The organism is Fibrobacter sp. (assembly GCA_024399065.1).
Lineage (GTDB): Bacteria > Fibrobacterota > Fibrobacteria > Fibrobacterales > Fibrobacteraceae > Fibrobacter.
This window is the reverse complement of sequence record JAKSIB010000012.1, coordinates 80,276-99,170: the sequence shown is the minus strand read 5'-3', so window position 1 is coordinate 99,170 and position 18,895 is coordinate 80,276. Positions and strand designations below refer to the sequence as shown.

Sequence of the window (18,895 nt, the reverse complement as noted above, 5' to 3'; positions counted from 1 at the left end):
AAGAGTCTGCCGGTCCGCCTCGTTGTAAATGCGTTCCCACTCTTCCGCAGACAGCCGCGGAAACACGTCAGCACTTGCCCCCGGACACCCAAGCGCAATACGCAACAGACGGAAAAAATTATCGTATCGGGAAAAATCCATAAATCAATTCTTCGCTCTAAAGTATAAAAAAGTCCCTCCGATTTTGGTCGGAAGGACTTTTCGCTTCATGAGCAAATCAATAGCACAGGAACAGGTTAAACGTTCTTACGATCTACGGGTTCGTAATCGTTGTAGTTGAGTTCCCCGCCAATCTCTTCTTCACAGCCACTTCCACAAAGCAAGTTTGCGCGGGACTTCAGCTTGATTTCCTTCATTTTCGGAGTCTTGTATTCTTTCTTCTGCATATTGTTCTCCATTCTTATCTGATTATAACATTCAATGTTTCCGGCAAATCGTCAGCAGGGTCGTGAGAGCCGCTACCCTGAAGCAGGCTTGTGCGGGCCTTGAGCTTGACGATTTTCATTTCCGGCTTGACATAGCCACACTTCGGCTTACTTGACAATGACTTTCTTTCCATTATTGTAGTAGGTTCCTTTGACGGTGGGCTTTTTGTTGCCGAGGTAACGGCCGTTCAGGTCGAACCAGCGATTGTCTGCGGAGCGGAACTCACCGGTGCGGGTGTTGATGGTTCCGATGACCGTTGTACCCTCTTCGCCCCTGATAACCACATCCATGGATTCAGGGAGTTCATCGATACTTGCGACAGAAGCATAGGCTGGAGCCGCCTTGAATAGGACGGATGGGAGCGAAGGAGGCTGGTAACGCAGGTAGGCTCGCATGGGATAGATGTAGGCTCCTTCCTTGATTTTACCAAACTTGCCAATTTCCATACCGCCGTTACCGGCAGCACCAGCAAAGCCATAAGTAGTTCCAATTTCTTCGACATTGTTGCCGGAATCCCATTGTCTGTAATTATAGGTACCCACGAACTGCCAGCTTTTATTTTCGTCAGGCACTTCATCACAAGTTTCTTCAGAGCAAATCAAGGTAGCTCCATAAGAACTCTTGGGATCGTCTGCATCAAACAATACACCATCTTTTACAACCAGGTCGTCCATATCAGCATCGGCAACCACGATGTAGGGGGTATTTGCCTCAATGGGCTTATTACCTTCATTTTCTTTGTCAACATAGCCGAAGACAACCGTCTTCCAGACGCCATTTTCCTTTTCCACACCCCTGAACGAATAGAAAGACACGCCACTAAAAGCACCCGTAAACGTCGAGAAAGGCAGTACAAGGGTGGAATACTTTCCTGCCGCAAAGTGACGATAGAGGGTTACTTCACCTTTAATCATGCAGTCCTTAATTGCCTTATCGATAGGATCTCTGGACATTCCATCGATAATTGCCGAGGAACTGTCTTTTGCAATAGTAATTGGACCGAAACCGATACGGGTTTTATCGTAGATTGGACTATATGTCATAGCACCAGTCACTTCCTGAATTTCAGGACTCCAGCCAGCAAAGGTGTAGGCATACATTTCATCGTCAGCCTTTTCTGGATTTTCTGGTGGCAAGTCAACGCCTTCAGCCGGAGTGCCATACTCGTATTCACGAGAGATGATTTCGTCACCCTCATCATCTACAAAGGTAATCTTGAACATTTCGTTTTCCACAGTCACGTCAACAGATTGAGGAGCAAAGCCAAACCAGTTATCACTTTCCTCGACCTTATAGTAAACCGTATAACGGCCAGCCCAATCGGCGCAAGGAATACCGGTGTAATAAGCAGTCTGTGACCCGCCTTCCCTTAACACGCTGTAAAGCATCGTTCCAAAGTTCGTAGATCCGGCGGTAACAAGCGCGACACATGTACCAGTGTACTTCGGATTAGCAGAAGTCGGAGGTTCAACTGTAGGCGTAGCCTTCGTGATATTAAAGGATTTTGAAACAGAACCGAACTCCGCATAATCACCCTTGAATGTAACCGTAACAGTTGCAGAAGAGCCAACATTTACATTGTTGGTATATGAATATTCGTAGTCAGTTCCTTCTTCAAAATTAAGAGAACCTAATGAAACCGTTGGCTTTGGTGTAATCGCTTCTCCTGTATATGTCTGATCCTCGACATCAAAAGCAGGGATTCCTGTATATATGATTTTACGTTCTCCATTTTCAATAATGCCGAAATAATCATTTTTACTTACAGACACATCAATATCATCGTGCATATAGATAATATTTTTTCTAACACTTGAAGCATCTACCATATCAGCAGTATCATAAATGGTTATTGTACCAATTTCATTCGTAGAACCTAAATTTGTATATGTATAACCGATACCTATACCATCAGCATCCTCACCGCCTATAGCCTTTACCACGCCGCCCTTGATCGTGATGTTTCCAAGTCTCACTGTTGCTTTATAGGCCTCACCAGTTCCGATGCCAGAACCCCACTTGGAATGTCCAATTGCCGTGATATTTCCACCTTCAATTACAATATCTCCACCTATGGCATCAACCTTCCGTGCTTGACTCAAGCCAATACCAGCAGAAAAATAATTACCCAATGCGGTTAATGAACCATCACCCCTGATTGTCAGAGTTGTTCCTAAACCTCCAACCTGAATACCTGCCATATTAGTAGCACCAGTTACATTATTTTCACCCTCAAGAGTAATTGTTGCAGAACCATCACAAATAATGCCACCATCAATCGTTGCATCTGAAAGAGTAATGTTAGCCATATCTGCAACCATCACTGTATATTGGGTTGAACCGCTAAGCACATCTCCGTCTACAGCAGTGAAATTATTAGTCGCCTCAGACAAATTAATAGAGTTTCCACGATTTATAGATGCAGAAATATTTATGTTAGATGTTTCTACAGTCACACTATATACACCATTTGCTGCGACCAACGTATTTGTACCATCAGAAACATCAGTTGTTGTATAAGGAAACATGAGTCTAAACTCAACTACAGTTCCAGAAATATATTTACCATCACCATCTGCAGGATTGGATGTTCTAACAATTTCCATCTGCTCAGGGAAATCAACAGAATATGTTTCAGCGACCTCATCTACCGCCACATTTACATCACCATCTGGCATAACAAAGGTGTATGTACCACCCTCTACATCCGACAATGACCCTGTTACTCCATTTATCTTTACTGATGAAGCATCCACAGTTAAACCAACGGTCAGTGTAATCAACTCTCCTGCAAGAGCATATTCTGTATCAGCTGTTATATGAGCCTTAATATTATCACCGATTACAATATGATGATTCAATGCTTTGGTTCGAATAATCCGTTGTTCTCCTTCACCAGAATCGTAGAATATCGCATCCTTGGCAGCACCAGTCACTATACTTCCTTCATTCTTAAAATTAACGGTAATATTTTCTTTATTCCCTATACATCCAGAATTATTAGATGTTGCGACGATTTTCTTAATTCCATTTGAAACATTAATAGTTATACTGCCAGTTCCGTATACTCCAGCTCCAATGCCCTTTGCGTAAATAACACCGCCGTTTAGATTAATGACACTAGCTTTTCCTGATTTACCACTGCCAATTCCAGCACCACTTCCCTCAGTATCTGCAGCATCGACAATTCCACCATTTATCGTAATCGTTCCTACCGATCTATACTGAACTGAACCGATACCAGCCCCTTCATTTCCTCGTGCTGTAATTTTTCCACCATTAATCATTATCGAGCCAGCGTCGCCACTACCATATGCACAACCGATTCCTGCATATGGTTCAAACAAATAATTTGGAACTGTAGCATTCAACGCACCCATATTCGCTTCATCTTCTGTTTGTGCATATATGTTAAACGACGCATCTGTTGATACTGTGATTCCTCTATTTGCATTAAGAGTCACTCCATTTGCCAATATCAAATGAACTTCACCGTTTACAATAATACGATCAGATATTGTTACATTTTCAGATACCAGATACCAGCCTGCATTCCATATTGTCGCGTCACTTGTAACTTTTGTTGCAACCTCATTTAGTTGCTCCAAATCCCCAGTGGAATTCAAATACTTAATTTTTTGTGTCTGCACTTCTGCTATTTCTGTTGTCATCTCCGCATCAGCAAAAAACTTACCGCACACCGAGCACTGCCAGTATTCAATATGATTTGCATCAGCTTCATGATGTACGTCTATGTGAGGTATCATCGGCTCTACAACAGCAAACTCATCAAGTTCTGTCGTCCCTGTTTCATCTGTGAAATACTTGCCATCATTACGAAGATAACATTCTCTCAATACACCTTGCTGGGAGCAAGTTGCAGCATGTGGGGTAAGATGAGTATAGGTCAACTCATCATAGCCATACAGTCTAATCTCCGTTAAAGCTATAATTAGATTTTCATTCGCACATTCAAAGCGAAAAAATCTATATTGATTGTTCTCTTCATTGACAACAGGGTATTTATGTTCTGTTCCCGAATAGGTTTGATCAGTGTATTCTGATACTAAAACATAGTCACCATCTACATCAGCCTTAGCGAACAATCTCCACTCTGACGGATGGTAAGAATTTACACTATATGAATTTAGTATGTATCCTTTTAAGAAAATAGGGACATCTGATGTAAATTCAACATATGTATAACCAAAAGAAACTGCTTCATCAGATCTGGCATCCCTCCAACTTGTAGAAGGATCTCCATCCACCATATTCGAATGAAGAGCGGTCGTAACCTTAGGTTTTTCAATTCCCGCAGTTGCTGTAAAGCCTGTGAACAAAGTGTAGTCTTTGCCATCTATCTCGATAGTTGATTGTACTGTTTCTGCAGCAAAGGCATTTGCCGAGAACAACAGCGCCAGCACCATGACCAGCGAGGTCAAATAAGAGTTAATGCCATTACGCATCATGATTTATTTTCTCCTTAAAATCAAAGAGCCGCGACCGCAAAAAGCGGACACGGCAAAACACGACAGCGGGCGCAAAAATGCGCACAACGCAAGAAAGCCCATGGCGAACAACTCGCACGGGAAAATTTTTAATGTATGGGAAGAACCGGAATGACAACCGGTAAGTAAACTTCTGGTTACATGGGGGGGGTAATGGACTTACGGACCTGCGCCACAAAGCCACAGCCCGCAAAGGCTCCCTCAGCGGTCGCCATAAACTTCAGTCCATCACACGCAACAATATTCATCCAGTACAAATATAGTTGCCCGTAAGATTTTTGTAAAGATTGAACGCCCTTCAAGAAGGCCAAAAACCGCTTTTTACAGCGCCTTGATTTTTAATATTTCATTTTTGTATATTGTCAACCGAGTGAGTAATCCCCATTCGTGGGGCAAGTAAAACTCTCTGCTTGACGTCGTTGCCTTAGTTTACACCTGGCAACAGGAACCCTATGGGGAAGCCGGCCCCAGATGACCAACGTAGAGCTCTTGACATTATGTCAAAAATGACATATATTTAATGAGTCCAAAACATAAACCTTTGGCTTGGTTGAGTTCTCAACCAAAATCTCCGCCGTTGTCGCAAAAAGCTAGAATTGAAACAGGATACCTACTTCGCTTGTTACAATCAGGCTTATTTTTGTCAATGCCGCAAAGTCGACCTATGCCGTCAATTGGCGCACGTTGTCATGAATTGCGTATCAACGACGAAAACAAGACGTGGCGGATTTTTTATCGAATCGATGATGATGCGATAATCGTGATTCATTGGGTTGATAAGAAAACAAACAAAACTCCGCAGGATGTAATAGAACTCTGTAAGAAACGGCTTTCCGCTTACGAGGCAAAGTGAGGCTGCATGGAAAAGGCAAAAAAAGAAAGGCTAGAAAAGAACGGATGGAAGGTTGGCGACATCGACGAATTTCTGGACTTGAACGAAGCTGAAATGGCGATTATCGAAATGAAGGTTGCGCTCGCCAAGGCTCTTGTGGCAAAGCGAAAGAAAAGTGGATTGTCTCAAGAAGAAGTCGCAAGAATGTCGGGAACAAGCCAATCGCGCCTGGCAAAAATGGAAAAGGCAAATTCCAGCGTGTCTTTGGAATTGTTAATTCGGGCTCTATTCTCTTTGGGCTCCAGCAAAAAAGAACTTCTAAAGGCTATGGCTGGATGACGCCGAGCGAACTCTAAAAAAAGGGAACGTCGGCTAGTGCCGCGGCTGCAAGTTTTTTTGTAGAGTCAACACAGTCAAACCAACTGTTGCTAAATCATTTTTGAAAAATCTTGTGGGCCCGTCCAAAGATTCCGCAATGCTCAAATTCAGACAGCCATTCGCGTAAATAGTGGCATGCTGGAATTTTACTGGAGCCTTGCCCAGGATCTTGTAAAACAGAAGGCAGAAGAAAAGTGGGGCGCAGGCGTCGTAAACCAGATTTCCCTTGATTTGAAAGCTGAATTTCCTGAGGCGAAGGGCTTTTCTACAAGAAATCTGTGGAATATGAAAAGATGGTTCCTGTTCTATTCTGCAAAAATGCACCAAGTTGGTGCAGTTTTAGAAATGCCCCAAAGTTTCGCAATGATTCCTTGGCGACACCATACGGAAATCATCACCAAGTGCCAAGGTGTTGACGAAGCTTTGTTCTACATCAATAAGACCATTGAAAATAACTGGAGCCGTGCCGTTTTAGTCCATCAAATGGAAACACCCGACCATTGGCCTTTTGATTTGCAAGTCTAAAAAGAAAACGGTGGTAGAATGGTCCTTGGCAAACATGGTGTCGCCTATTGGAGTTGCTGAATATAAACTGCTCCCAAAAGCGGAGGATTTGCAGAAGCAGATTGATGAACTGTAAAGGAACAATCCAGTCCCTCCGATTTTGTTCGGAAGGACTTTCGTTTTATACATCAAGGCGAAATCGTAAAAACAAACTAATCGTCAACGACAACACCCATTCTGTCGGGAAGGCTGCTCTGCAGCAAGTTTGAACGGTGCTTCAGCTTGATCACCTTCACCTGGGGCTTTTTGTACTGTTTCTTCTGTTCTTGCTTTTTCATTTCTACTCCTATTACTGAAATTTGCCGCCATAACCCTTGGGACCGTCATTTTCAAAACCGCTGTTTTGCAGCAGGTTCGCACGGTGTTTCAGCTTGATTACTTTTACCTGGGGTTTGCAATACAGTTTCTTCGGTTCCAGCCTTTTCATTTTACGATAACCTTGCTCCTGTTATTGAAGTAGGAACCCTTAGCGCTGGGCTTGCCGTTGAGTTTACGGCCCTTCATGTCGAACCAGCGTTCTCCCGCGGCGTTGAACTCGCCGGTGCGGGTATTGAGCTTACCAATATACAGAGTTCCGCCCTCATCGTCATCCACGACCACATCCAAGTAATTCGGGGTCTCGATACTGGAAGTCGAACGAGCCATGGGAGCCATACCACGGAAGGACGGTTCCGGAGAAGGTGCCGGAGTTGCGACAGGATTGTAATAGAGGTAGGCTCGCATAGGCGACAGGTTTGCACCAGCGGTAGCTTTCACAAATTCGCCAATATGGACATCGACAACATTCTCGGCGGCAAAACCATAAACATACCCAAGATCCGGATGACCTTCCTTCCAGACCATTTTTCCATAGGTTCCGCGAAGTTCCCAGCCATCACCTTCATCCTGGCCCAGGTCCGTGGGAGAGGCATCCAATGTACGTTCCAAGGTAGCCCCAGTCTTAAAGGAGATGGTCTCGCCAGTAGTTTTCACTAGGTACGGGGTGTTTGCGACCAGTTCGTCACGAACGGAACCTACGTGAACAGTCCAGTCATCCGAAGAAACATACTTAAATCTGTAGAATACAGCGCCCTCCACATTTTCCACATACATGCTAAAAGGCAGCGTAATGGTGGAGATTGTGCCAGCGGCAAAGGTCCTATTCAGCTCAATTGCGTCCACATCGATATTCCAAGGGAGCAGTACGGAGGTTTCGGAGTTTCCGTCGATAATTGCCTTGCTATCGTCATTGTAAGCACAAACTGCACCGTATGTTGTTCCAAGGGCGGCCACCGGGGACATTTCAACATGGCCATCCACATCGGCAAAGCGCTTGTGGCACTCATTGCAGACATAGCCTGCTTCCCAACCTGTTTCAGAGCATGTGGGTACTACAGCATCATCGGTCCAGACCAGCATAGATGCGTCGTGATCAACAATGTGGTCCTTGTAATCCTTCCAGCCATCGGCAGACCTGTAGGCATCGGCTGAACCATGAGGCACGTGAATCAAAAATTCATCAGGAACGTTGAGGAAAGTCAGCCATTCCCCCAATTGAGGGGGCTCTTTTGACTTCATATCCACACGAATCAAAGGAGTTTCTGCAAAAGCGAAATGCCCAATAGTTTCAATACTGCTCGAGATTTCAATACTAGTCAAGCGTTTATTATTATTAAATGCGCCATCGTCTAGTTCTGTAACACCATCGCCCAAAAACATGACACACAGACCGTCCTCGCACATATTTTTCTTAATATCATACATAGATGAAAGCACAGGCAAAGCAGTATCACCGTCGCTGGTTGTGTAGGCAATATAGTGATTGCTGAAAGTTGCTTCTAGGCTATTCTGTTCAGCATCAACCGTGTATTCAAATGTTGCAGGAACATCGACATCACTGTTCCAGCTAAGGAACTTGTATCCGTCTGCAGGCTCCGCGGTAAGGGTAAGTACTGTACCAACAGGGTAGAATTCGTCGGGATCGTAGCCACTTACAGAACCGTCGCCAACCACGGTCACATCAACACGAACCGGCACCTGAATTTCAACACTCCCTGCGGCAGCAAACCAGTTGCCACTTTCTTCAACCTCGTAGTAAACCGTATAATCGCCGCCTTTATCCGCACAAGGAATATTTTCCGAGTAATCGTCACCATCCAAACTGTAAAGCATCGTTCCAAAGTCTGTAGTTCCGGCGGTAACAAGCACGACACATGTACCAGCGTACTTCGGATTAGCAGAAGTCGGAGGTTCAACTGTAGGCGTAGCCATCGTGATATTAAAGGATTTTGAAACAGAACCGAACTCCGCATAATCGCCCTTGAATGTAACCGTTACAGTTGCAGAAGAGCCAACATTTACATTGTTGGTATATGAATACTCGTAGTCAGTACCTTCCGAAATATCAAGCGTTCCAAGAATCACAGCTGGCTTTGGTGTAATTGCTTTTCCTGTATAAATTAGGTCGGCAACACTTTCAATTTCCGCCTTAGTTTCTGTAAAGGAAACATACCAGGCTCCAGAGCCTCGATCTTCAAGATAAATGTCATAGTAGCCCGCCGTTTTTACTTCAAATCCAATTTTATCAGCCCCAAACGATCCCTCTCCTGAGTAAGGCACTTTCAAATCAGATCCAAAGTTTCCCCAACTATCAGTGGTTTCGTCATAGATATAGAAGTCATTGGATTCATCAACATTAAGCCTTAAAGTATTGTTACCTTCCGCAACTATAGCGGACTCACTAAACTCTTGAGAACCATTAACCAGATAAAACTGTTTTTCACTTGCACTTGCAGACACCACACACGCCAAAGTTATGACCAGCGTGGTCAAACAAGAGTTAATGCTATTTCGCATCATGATTTATTTTCTCCTCAAAATCAAAAAGGGCGCGGAATCCGGCCCTCTACAAGCATTATTGATTCAAAACAAATATAGTTGCCCGTAAGATTTTTGTAAAGATTGAGCACCCTTCAAGAAGTCCAAAGATTCCGCAATACTCAAATTCAGACAGCCATTCGCGTAAATAGCGGCATGCTGGAATTCTACTGGAGCCGTACCGTTTTAGTCCATCAAATGGAAACAGGTTTATATCAAAGCCTTGGAAAGTCCGTTAATAACTTTGATTTGACCATCCCTGAAACAGAGCGATCTCCACACCCAAACTGCAAAATTTTCCCCTTGTCCTCCCCTCTCCCCGTTTGATATACTGCAGGTATAACCATCAACGTTCGCTATGCGGACAAGGAGAAATCATGAGAAGCTACACAACGTTCAGCCTGCAGTACGCCCACCGTTTCTACGGTTTCAAGGGAGAGGCCCAGTACCTTCACGGCCACACGGGAATACTCACCATCGAGGTGGAGGATTCCATCAACGCGGGGGTGAACATGGTGTTCCCCTGCAACGAAATCCAGAAGACGGCCTGGGACATTCTGCGGAATTTCGACCACGCACTCATTCTGCGTGAAGACGACCCGCTGCTCCCCGCGATTCTCGATGTCTATGAAAAGCAGGGCATCAGGAACGGCCACCCGCAAAACAAGATGAAGGGGCCTGCGTTCAAGACGGCACTGGCCACGGCTTACCCGGATTGTCGCCTAGTGGTGACGAAGGAGACCATGACGGTGGAAGGCATGATCAAGATTGTCTACGACCTTCTGAAAATGAAGCTGAACATCGCAAAGATTACTTTCACCAGCGGAGTGAACGCCGCCTCCCAGGAATTCCCTGTTGCAGGCACGGTCAAGCGCTGCCCTCTCTGCGGAATCGCCCTGGACGAAAACGGCGTTTGCCCCAAGTGCGGCTACAAGGAAAAAGCGTAATTTGCAATTCGCCCACTCGGTGCAAAACAATGTTCACGGAGACTGCCAATTATCGTTTTGGCAGTCTCTTTTTTTGACGATTTTTTCTTAAACAGTTAAGACAATTTTATTATTCACATTCAATTTAAAATTTCCATTATTTTCTAATTTCCTTATTTTGCATACTAAAGGATTTTATTATGAAGCATAATTTTCTTAAGACTTTGGTTACAGCGGCTGCATGCCTACTCGCCGCTGGTTGCAGCTCCACCAAGCCAGCCCCTTCTTCCGAAAACTTCGACAATTTGTTCATCGGTGCCTGGGTGGGCGGCCCCGAAGAAATTCCCCAGCCAACAGAAGCCAACGTGGAGGCTTTCGAAAAATTACAAGGCCACCATCTGGATGTTATCAACCATTTTGTTCTCTGGCAGTACAATGACTGGGCCTGGACCAAGCCCTACGCCGAAATGGCAAGGAGCCGCGGCTCCATCATGATGATCACCTGGATGCCACAGCCCTACACCGCCCAGGACATTCTGGACGGCAAGACCGACGCCTACCTAGATAACTTCGCCAAGGGCGTCAAGGAATTCGGTGCAGAAATCTGGTTGCGTCCCCTCCACGAATCCAATGGAGACTGGTACACCTGGGGAACCGGCAAGGATCCCGCAAACAACGCCGAAGAAAAGGTGGCCGCAGCATTCCGCCACATCGTGGAACGTTTCCGCGCACAAGGCGCCACTAACGCGAAATGGATCTGGACAACCAACGCAGGCAGCAGCGCGGGCGCCTCTCTCACCGGCTCCTATCCTGGCGACGACTATGTAGATTACACATCCATCGATGGCTACAACTGGGGAACCGCACAGAGCTGGTCCCATTGGCAATCCTTCTCCGAAGTTTTTAAGCCCGCCTACGACGCTCTTTCCGCTTACGACAAGCCCATGTTCCTGGCAGAATTCTCCTGCACCGAACACGGCGGCAGCAAGGCAGAATGGTTCAAGAACATGTTCGAAGTTCTGCCCACGGAATTCCCCCGCATCAAGGGTCTCGTCATCTTTAGCCAAAGCAAGAGCTACGAAGCCGACTGGGGCGTTGACACTTCCGAAGAAGCCTTAAAGGCCTGGAAGGACGGCATCGCCGCCTTCCCCGCCGCTAGCGCGAAATAGCCCAAAACAGTTATAACAATTTTTCTTTCAAGAGTCGTTAAAAAGAGTGTTTTCTTGCCGAGAATTCCTTATTTTTGGGGAATTGGAGGATAACAAGTGAAACATTCTTTTTTTAAATCTCTGGTCGCAGCCTGTGTTTGCGGCCTTGTCATCGGTTGCGGTTCAGACAAGCCTTCTGCTCCCAGCGACAGCCCTATTCCAGGAGAATCCAGTTCTTCTTTCGAATTGCCTGGCAGTTCAGCCATTGCAGGCCTTAGCAGTTCCACAACAGAAACACCCCTTAGCTCCATGGCACAGGACCTCACAAGCTCATCTTCGCAATTAATCAACCCTGCAAGTTCTTCGTCGCAGCTGATCAATTCAGTTAGTTCATCCTCGGAACAGCAAAATCCAATGTCTCAGAATTCCGAGACATTCGATTCCATGTTCTTTGGCGCATGGGTTGGCGGTCCTGAAGAAGTTCCCCAGCCTACGGTCGCCAACGTAGAGGCCTTTGAAAAATTACAAGGCCGCCACCTGGATATCATCCATCATTTTGTCCTGTGGCAGTACAATGACTGGGCATGGACCCAACCCTACGCCGAAATGGCAAGGAGCCGTGGCTCCATCATGATGATCACCTGGATGCCCCAGCCCTACACAGCACAGGACATTCTCGACGGCATCACCGATGATTACCTTGACGATTTCGCCGACGGCGTCAAGAATTTCCAAGACGAAATCTGGCTGCGACCGCTCCACGAATCCAACGGCGATTGGTACACCTGGAGCACCGGCAAGGACCCCGTCAAAAATGCCGAAGACAAGGTGGCCGCAGCCTTCCGCTATATTGTTGAACGCTTCCGTGCCAAGAACGTCACCAACGTAAAGTGGGTCTGGACGACCAACGCTAGCAACAGCGGTGCAAAGTCCACATTGAAGGGTTCCTACCCTGGCAACGACTACGTAGACTACACTTCCATCGACGGCTACAACTGGGGCACCGCACAAAGCTGGTCTAGCTGGCAAAGCTTCTCCCAAGTGTTCAAGGCTGCATACAGAGCCATCGAAGGTTTCAACAAGCCCATGTTCATCGCAGAATTTTCCTGCACCGAACACGGCGGCAGCAAGGCGGAATGGTTCAAGAACATGTTCGAGGTATTGCCCACGGAATTCCCGAAAATCAAGGGTCTGGTAATCTTTAGCCAAAGCAAGAGTCACGAAGCGGATTGGGGCATCGATACTTCCGAAGATGCCCTAAATGCCTGGAAGGAAGGTATCTCCCAGCATTAGCGGTTTGTATCATTTACACAGATTTTGTTTCATTCATAGAAAATTTTAACACATTTTTGTTAAAAATCTTCAAAATCATATCTTTTTTCATCACTTTTGTATCATCAAACAACCTATCTTATAAGAAAAGAATTTTAAATTATAAGAGGTTGGTTATGAACAAAGCATCTAAAATCATCTTGAGCGTTTCCGCCATCGCATGTTCCGCTTTTTTGTTTGCGGGCTGTTCCGAGAACGTGTCCGCAAACGACGTTCCTGTAAATGACGAACCGGCAAAAGATGTTCCCGCAAACGATGATCCTGCAAACGATATTTCGAAGGAGCAAGACGAAAACCTTTCCCAAGACTCCAGCGAAATCGAAACTCCCTGCGACAGCATCCCCGTCAACCCTGTCACCACAGACACGGTTTCGGCAGATACCAATTCCTATACGGAAGAATTGCCCGACGACCCTAACGTGAACTTGAGAATTCTGGAGAACAAGACTTCCTTCAAATACACCGCTACCGACCGCACCGCAGATTTTAGCTTTAAGGGCGACACCTTGGTTATCCGCTGGCGCGATATGCGACCGGCCATGGATTGCGGCCCTGACTGCTATGGAACCGCAGACGGCATCCAATTTGTAGGCGGAAAATCCGACAAGTTGGAAGGCGAATGGACAATGCTCCCCACATACCTTTCTTCTTCCTACGGCACCGAAGAAACAATTACCGTCAACAACATGAGGGGAGCCACCTACACCATCAAGTCCATAAGCGAAGGCGTTTACAACCTGAGCATCAAGGAATCCGATCCCGTTGATATGGCAAATTCCGACGACTTGATGAATTCGACCTTCATGTATGCATTCTACAAATTCGCCTACAAATCCATTAACGAACCCAAAAGCAATTTCCGAACCCCCGCTCCCACTGAACTATTGCAAAAGAGTCCATATAACATCGACAGTTCCATCGAGAGATACGGCATCGAGGTTGCAGAAAAGACCAACACCAGTGAAACCTTCGTCGTTTCCGGTAAGACCGTAACAATCGTCGTGGAAGAAGCAAACGTCTACCCCCTGGGTCACAAGTACTCTTCCTACCCCGATCCCTTCGTAGAAGAAAAACTGTCCTTCGCCGTAACCAGCAATGACAAAACTTGCAGTTTTAAGCTTGGCGAAAATTCAAATTACATCAACAATCGAAACGCCTTCTACAACTGCTTAGAAAACCTTTTCTAATAACCAGACAAAAATTATGAAGCCTGTTTTTGAATACCAAGATTACCGAGTCTGTATGATGGACTATTACAAGGACCGCAAGAAAAAGTCCGCCTTTACCTGGCGCGACTTTTCCAAGGCTGCGGGCTTCGCCTCTCCCTCCTACTTGAAGCTGGTATGCGATGGCAAGAGTTCCTTGAGTCGCGTTGGTATTCCTAAGGTGGCTGCAGCCATGGGTTACACAGGTGCAGAGCACGACTACTTCGTAAATTTGGTGGAATTCGGCAACGCCAAGGACGATAAAAAGAAAAGCGTATTCTTTAACGAAATGACCCAAATCGCTTCGGAGCAGCGAGTCCGCGTATTGAACGCCGAAACCTTCGCCTACTACGATTCTGCAGTCAACTCCATTGTCCGTGAACTGGCTCCACTTATGCCAGGCGCCCTCCCCAACGAAATCACCAAGAAAATCAAGCATACGTTCTCCGCACAGCACGTCCGAGAATCCTTGGCATTCCTGGTCAAGGCAAATCTCCTTCGCGAAACAGGTACCAACACCTACGAACAGACAGACAAGGCCATTACCGGTTCCGGAGAAGCTATCCCCCTGGCAATCCGATCCATGAACAGACAGATGATTGACCTGGCAAGGGAAGCTTTGGACAAAGTGGGCACCGATGAAAGGAACATTTCCGGGGTTACCATGGGCATTGACGCGGAAACCTATAAGCAAATTGTTCAGGAATTGACGGCTTGCCGCAAGAAAATCATAGCTATTGCAAACAAGTGCCAAGACATAGACCGTGTTTATCGATTAAATTTACAGTTGTTCCCACTAACTGAAAAAATTTAGGAGATAGGCGAAATGTTCCCGAGAAAATCAAAACATATTTCTGCGGCCATTCCGGCAGCAATCTGCCTTTGCCTATCCACCTCCTTTTTCGCATGTTCCGAGAATCAAGTCGCAGGCACTGACGAGCAGGAAAACACCATTGCCGTTGGAAATGACGACAACGAATCAAGTTCCAGCCAGGCTTCGCACTCAAGTTCTTCGAAGGACGTTCAGACAACCCCCGACATACCGAGCTCCGGCAACGAAGATATTATTCCGTTGTCCAGCAGCAGCCTTTCAATTAGTCCCAGCAGCGGAACTTCCACGGTCTCAAGCAGTTCTGTTGCTGATGACGATCCTGCTCACGACCCCTCCACTAGCACATTGGTATGGGAAGACTTCGTCGACATGGCTACAACTGGGAACCAGTTAAACGGTAACCTAACCGATGTAGAAGGGCCCATAGGAAGCCCCATCACGCCGGTGGACACAACCATCAGCTTCAAAACGGATAAGGGTGAAATCACTTATACGCTTGAAGAATCAAAGGAAAGCATTTCCTGCGAAAACAATGTCAACGGAACCACAAGCTACAAGGTCACTGTAAGCGGAACCTTCGTCAACAAGGTCTTGAATTCCAGTGACATGGTAACCATAGACACGTTTGAACAAAGCTGCTACTCTGAATCCGGTAGATTCATCACCACGGATTCTGGATCGCGCATCTGTAGCTTGGAGCTTTCCCGCACGGAACAACCCAACGGGAACAATTCCTACACAGACCCCAGCTGGTCAAGCTTAAGCCAATTCATTATCGACGACTGTCAATAAAAAAAAGAACCCCGCCCCATTCGAGGCGAGGTTCTGGTTTTTATTATGGCTTTAAAGATTAGGTGTTGCTAAAGATCTGGAAGCCACCGTAAGATTCCTGACCGTGTTCGGCAAGGTCAAGGCCCTTCAGTTCTTCCTTTTCGCTGACGCGGAGACCCATAGTCTTCTTGATGACGATGAAGATCAAGCATGCAGAGAGGAAGCAGGGGATTGCGTAAGCAACTACGCCGAGAGCCTGAGTTGCAACGTTGAAGCGACCGGTGTAGTCAAAGAGACCGACAGCGAGAGTACCCCAGATACCGTTGACAAGGTGAACAGAGAGAGCACCAACCGGGTCATCCAAGCGGAGCTTTTCGAACATGTACACAGCCAGCACAACGATCACACCACCGATTGCACCAATGATCCAAGCGCTCATGGGGCTAACAGTATCAGCCGGAGCAGTGATGGCTACGAGGCCAGCCAAGCAACCGTTCAAAGCCATGGTAGCATCGGGCTTCTTTGCAATGATCCAGGAAGTTGCGGTTGCGGTGATGATGCCAGCGACAGCAGCGAGGTTTGTGGTCACAAGGATGAGAGAAGTATCGAAGGGGTTGCCAGAGAGAGCGGAACCACCGTTGAATCCCCACCAACCGAACCAGAGGATGAACACACCGATGGTTGCAAGGGGAACGTTGTGAGCCGGAATAGCGTGAGCCTTGCCGTTCACATACTTGCCGATACGGGGTCCGAGAATCAGCACGCCAGCCAATGCACCCCAGCCACCCACAGAGTGAACCAGTTCAGAACCAGCCAGGTCGTGGAAGCCTTCAGCACCGAAAGCAGTGAAGCTAGAGAGCCAGCCGCCGCCCCATACCCAGGAGCCAACGATCGGGTAGACGAAGGCTACGTAGAAGAGGGTGAACACCAGGAAGGAGGAGAGCTTGATACGTTCAGCAACAGCACCGGAAACGATGGTAGCGGCAGTTGCAGCGAACATAGCCTGGAACAGCCAGTCAGTGAAGAGGGTGAAGTGGCCGTTGTAAGCGCTGGTGAAGTTTGCAGCGTTCAGCCAGTCACCGATGCCGAAGCCGCGGAAACCGATGATGCCGTTGAATTCACCCGGGTACATGAGACCGAAACCGATGGCGGCGTAAACGGAAATACCGATAGCCGGAACAGCGACGTTCTTAAAGCAAATGTTGGTTGCGCTCTTTGCGCGGCAGAGACCGGATTCAACGCAGGCAAAGCCAAGGCCCATGATGAACACCAGCATGGCGGAAATCATGATCCAGATGTTTTCGGTCATGAAAATTGCATCGCCAACAGTGGGAGCGGGAGCAGCTTCTTCAGCGGAAGCAAATGCGGCAAGAGCTGCAACAAGAATAGCGGAAGTGGAAAGCATTCTAGACATATTCAGTTACCTCCTTAGCCGATAGCGTCCGGGCCGGTTTCACCAGTGCGGATACGAATACATTGTTCAAGGTTAGTGACGAAAATCTTGCCGTCGCCGATGTTGCCAGAGCGTGCGCCCTTGATGATAGCGTCGATGCAGGGCTGAACGTATTCGTCGTTCACAGCGATACGGATGCAAATCTTCTTCAGCAGGTTAACTTCGGTTTCGACACCACGATAAACCTGAGTGTGACCCTTTTGCTGGCCGCAACCCAGAACGTTGGTAACAGACATTTTAAAGATTTCGGCTTCATAAAGCGACTGCTTTACGCTATTGAGCCTTTCAGGTTGAATGTAAGCTGTAATGAGCTTCATGTTTTCGTCCTTGTTAGGGTTTTACTTTTTTGTTTCCGCACCCCATTCGCAAAGACCGTGCCAACTTAAAAAAAGGCACCGAAAACACAAACCTTGCGCTAGCAAAAACGTCATTTTTAAGCGAATTTCAAGGATTTTTATTTTTCAAAAGAACTCTCGGCACTACTGCGCGCCAGCCATTTCACACTTACACTTTGTGAACAAGAAATTTATCTGCATTTACAATTTGTGTAAATTATTCAGATTTTTCTTATTACAACTTGGAATATATGGTTTTGCGACCCAAGATTTCCAAATAACACATTTTTGTAATTTTCAAAATTTGTAATACACACTAAAACAAAAAAACTCCCTTTCGAGAGTTCTCTTTTTCCGCCAAACGTTTCGACGCCCAGCGTCAATCAATATTCCATTTTACTTCTTGGAAGACTTCTTGTCGCCTTTCTTTTCAGTCTTCTTTTTCTTGTCCTTCATTTCCACTCGGCGAGAACCAGCACGGAGACGCTCCCACGGAGCAAAGGACATGGTGGGATAGACAAATCCAAAGAACCAGATATTAAATACGAAGAAGTAAAGGACCGCACCCCAAATATTGTTCGTAGGATCAACCACCTCAGAAGCCTCCCCTGCAGCATTTGTCGCAATAGCGGCAGTATACATATCAAAAGCCAAGGCTCCAAGAACCACAAAGGAGGACAGAAGCATGGGCATCAGGGTCTGCTTAGCTGCCTTTACCAAGGAACCCGCCTGGGGAACGCCAGCACCAAGATGCTTGCCTGCAGAAACAGACAGTGCCATAGAGCCTGCAAAACCAAGTGCAGAAAGGAGAGCCCAAACACGCCAGCTGGGCTCCAGTGCCTCAGGCAATGCCGCCATTAAACCACTAAAGAAGCACCAACCCAAAACGAAGGGGAACAAGCCGCAAGCAACGCTTAACTTCAAGACGATCATGGACAGCGCCGCCACCAGAGCCAAGCCTCCCATCATCATCAGCGGCATTTCCTCGTTGCCGCCCAGCAGGAACAAAGCCCCAAAAGCAAGACCAAAGGAAACGATGGAAGCAAAGCCACTGCGAATTCCGCCAAAGACAAAGAACAGAACCACCGCAGCGATGCCAGCGACCGCCAAATACTGGGCCGAAGCCCACACAGAGGCCACATCCTCAATTTCAGCAATCCACATTCCCAAAGCTTCAGAAGCGCCCAGGGGCAAGCTCACAATTTCTTGCCATTTGGTAGCGACAAAAGCCGCAGTAGCAACAACAATCGCCACAACAGAAATCAAACGGAAACGGAGCAACAATTCCATTACTGTTTGAACCTTGCCCGGCTTTTCTCTCAAATCCAT

The 18,895-nt window shown here is 46.7% G+C and carries 16 protein-coding genes; 8 read left to right on the top strand and 8 right to left on the bottom strand.

Going from position 1 to position 18,895, the window contains the following annotated elements; translation table 11 throughout:
* Positions 1 to 236: 236 nt before the first annotated feature.
* From MJZ25_07950 to MJZ25_07940, 3 genes are read right to left on the bottom strand one after another with little or no spacing between them, the layout of a single operon-like run.
* Positions 237 to 386 (bottom strand): hypothetical protein, encoded by a 150-nt coding sequence (locus MJZ25_07950; GenBank protein MCQ2124103.1) that lies wholly within the window; start codon positions 384 to 386, stop codon positions 237 to 239.
* A 14-nt stretch (positions 387 to 400) separates the two neighbouring features.
* Positions 401 to 559, bottom strand: coding sequence for a hypothetical protein (locus MJZ25_07945; protein ID MCQ2124102.1), 159 nt, complete (start codon positions 557 to 559; stop codon positions 401 to 403).
* Positions 534 to 4,895, bottom strand: coding sequence for a hypothetical protein (locus MJZ25_07940; GenBank protein MCQ2124101.1), 4,362 nt, complete (start codon positions 4,893 to 4,895; stop codon positions 534 to 536). The genes MJZ25_07945 and MJZ25_07940 overlap by 26 nt, the downstream gene beginning before the upstream one ends.
* Before the next feature lie 898 nt (positions 4,896 to 5,793).
* Here MJZ25_07940 and MJZ25_07935 point away from each other — a divergent pair.
* Positions 5,794 to 6,105, top strand: coding sequence for a helix-turn-helix domain-containing protein (locus MJZ25_07935; protein MCQ2124100.1), 312 nt, complete (start codon positions 5,794 to 5,796; stop codon positions 6,103 to 6,105).
* 174 nt (positions 6,106 to 6,279) lie between these two features.
* On the top strand, positions 6,280 to 6,669 hold the full coding sequence (locus tag MJZ25_07930; protein ID MCQ2124099.1) for a DUF1016 N-terminal domain-containing protein: 390 nt from the start codon (positions 6,280 to 6,282) through the stop codon (positions 6,667 to 6,669).
* Between the two features lie 328 nt (positions 6,670 to 6,997).
* Here MJZ25_07930 and MJZ25_07925 read toward each other — a convergent pair whose 3' ends face one another.
* Both MJZ25_07925 and MJZ25_07920 read right to left on the bottom strand, forming a co-directional pair.
* Positions 6,998 to 7,135 (bottom strand): hypothetical protein, encoded by a 138-nt coding sequence (locus MJZ25_07925; GenBank protein MCQ2124098.1) that lies wholly within the window; start codon positions 7,133 to 7,135, stop codon positions 6,998 to 7,000.
* Positions 7,132 to 9,546 (bottom strand): leucine-rich repeat protein, encoded by a 2,415-nt coding sequence (locus MJZ25_07920; protein MCQ2124097.1) that lies wholly within the window; start codon positions 9,544 to 9,546, stop codon positions 7,132 to 7,134. The genes MJZ25_07925 and MJZ25_07920 overlap by 4 nt, the downstream gene beginning before the upstream one ends.
* A 395-nt stretch (positions 9,547 to 9,941) precedes the next feature.
* Here MJZ25_07920 and MJZ25_07915 point away from each other — a divergent pair, with 395 nt between their 5' ends.
* The 6 genes from MJZ25_07915 (at position 9,942) to MJZ25_07890 (ending at position 15,799) form a co-directional block, all read left to right on the top strand.
* Positions 9,942 to 10,511, top strand: coding sequence for a 6-carboxytetrahydropterin synthase (locus MJZ25_07915; GenBank protein MCQ2124096.1), 570 nt, complete (start codon positions 9,942 to 9,944; stop codon positions 10,509 to 10,511).
* A 179-nt stretch (positions 10,512 to 10,690) separates the two neighbouring features.
* On the top strand, positions 10,691 to 11,659 hold the full coding sequence (locus MJZ25_07910; protein ID MCQ2124095.1) for a dockerin: 969 nt from the start codon (positions 10,691 to 10,693) through the stop codon (positions 11,657 to 11,659).
* 96 nt (positions 11,660 to 11,755) lie between these two features.
* Positions 11,756 to 12,931 (top strand): dockerin, encoded by a 1,176-nt coding sequence (locus tag MJZ25_07905; protein MCQ2124094.1) that lies wholly within the window; start codon positions 11,756 to 11,758, stop codon positions 12,929 to 12,931.
* A 155-nt stretch (positions 12,932 to 13,086) separates the two neighbouring features.
* Positions 13,087 to 14,157, top strand: a complete 1,071-nt coding sequence (locus MJZ25_07900; GenBank protein MCQ2124093.1) for a hypothetical protein — start codon at positions 13,087 to 13,089, stop codon at positions 14,155 to 14,157.
* Positions 14,158 to 14,173: 16 nt separating this feature from the next.
* Positions 14,174 to 14,989: a TIGR02147 family protein gene (locus MJZ25_07895; GenBank protein MCQ2124092.1), complete on the top strand. Its 816-nt coding sequence runs from the start codon at positions 14,174 to 14,176 to the stop codon at positions 14,987 to 14,989.
* Between the two features lie 12 nt (positions 14,990 to 15,001).
* Positions 15,002 to 15,799: a hypothetical protein gene (locus tag MJZ25_07890; protein ID MCQ2124091.1), complete on the top strand. Its 798-nt coding sequence runs from the start codon at positions 15,002 to 15,004 to the stop codon at positions 15,797 to 15,799.
* A gap of 58 nt (positions 15,800 to 15,857) precedes the next feature.
* Here MJZ25_07890 and MJZ25_07885 read toward each other — a convergent pair whose 3' ends face one another.
* From MJZ25_07885 to MJZ25_07875, 3 genes are all read right to left on the bottom strand, one after another.
* Positions 15,858 to 17,192 carry an ammonium transporter gene (locus MJZ25_07885; GenBank protein ID MCQ2124090.1) on the bottom strand — a complete coding sequence of 445 codons (1,335 nt, stop codon included), beginning with the start codon at positions 17,190 to 17,192 and terminating at the stop codon, positions 15,858 to 15,860.
* Positions 17,193 to 17,206: 14 nt separating this feature from the next.
* A complete protein-coding gene (locus tag MJZ25_07880) occupies positions 17,207 to 17,548 on the bottom strand; it encodes a P-II family nitrogen regulator (protein ID MCQ2124089.1) in 342 nt (113 codons plus the stop codon).
* A gap of 414 nt (positions 17,549 to 17,962) precedes the next feature.
* Positions 17,963 to 18,895 carry a hypothetical protein gene (locus MJZ25_07875; GenBank protein ID MCQ2124088.1) on the bottom strand — a complete coding sequence of 311 codons (933 nt, stop codon included), beginning with the start codon at positions 18,893 to 18,895 and terminating at the stop codon, positions 17,963 to 17,965.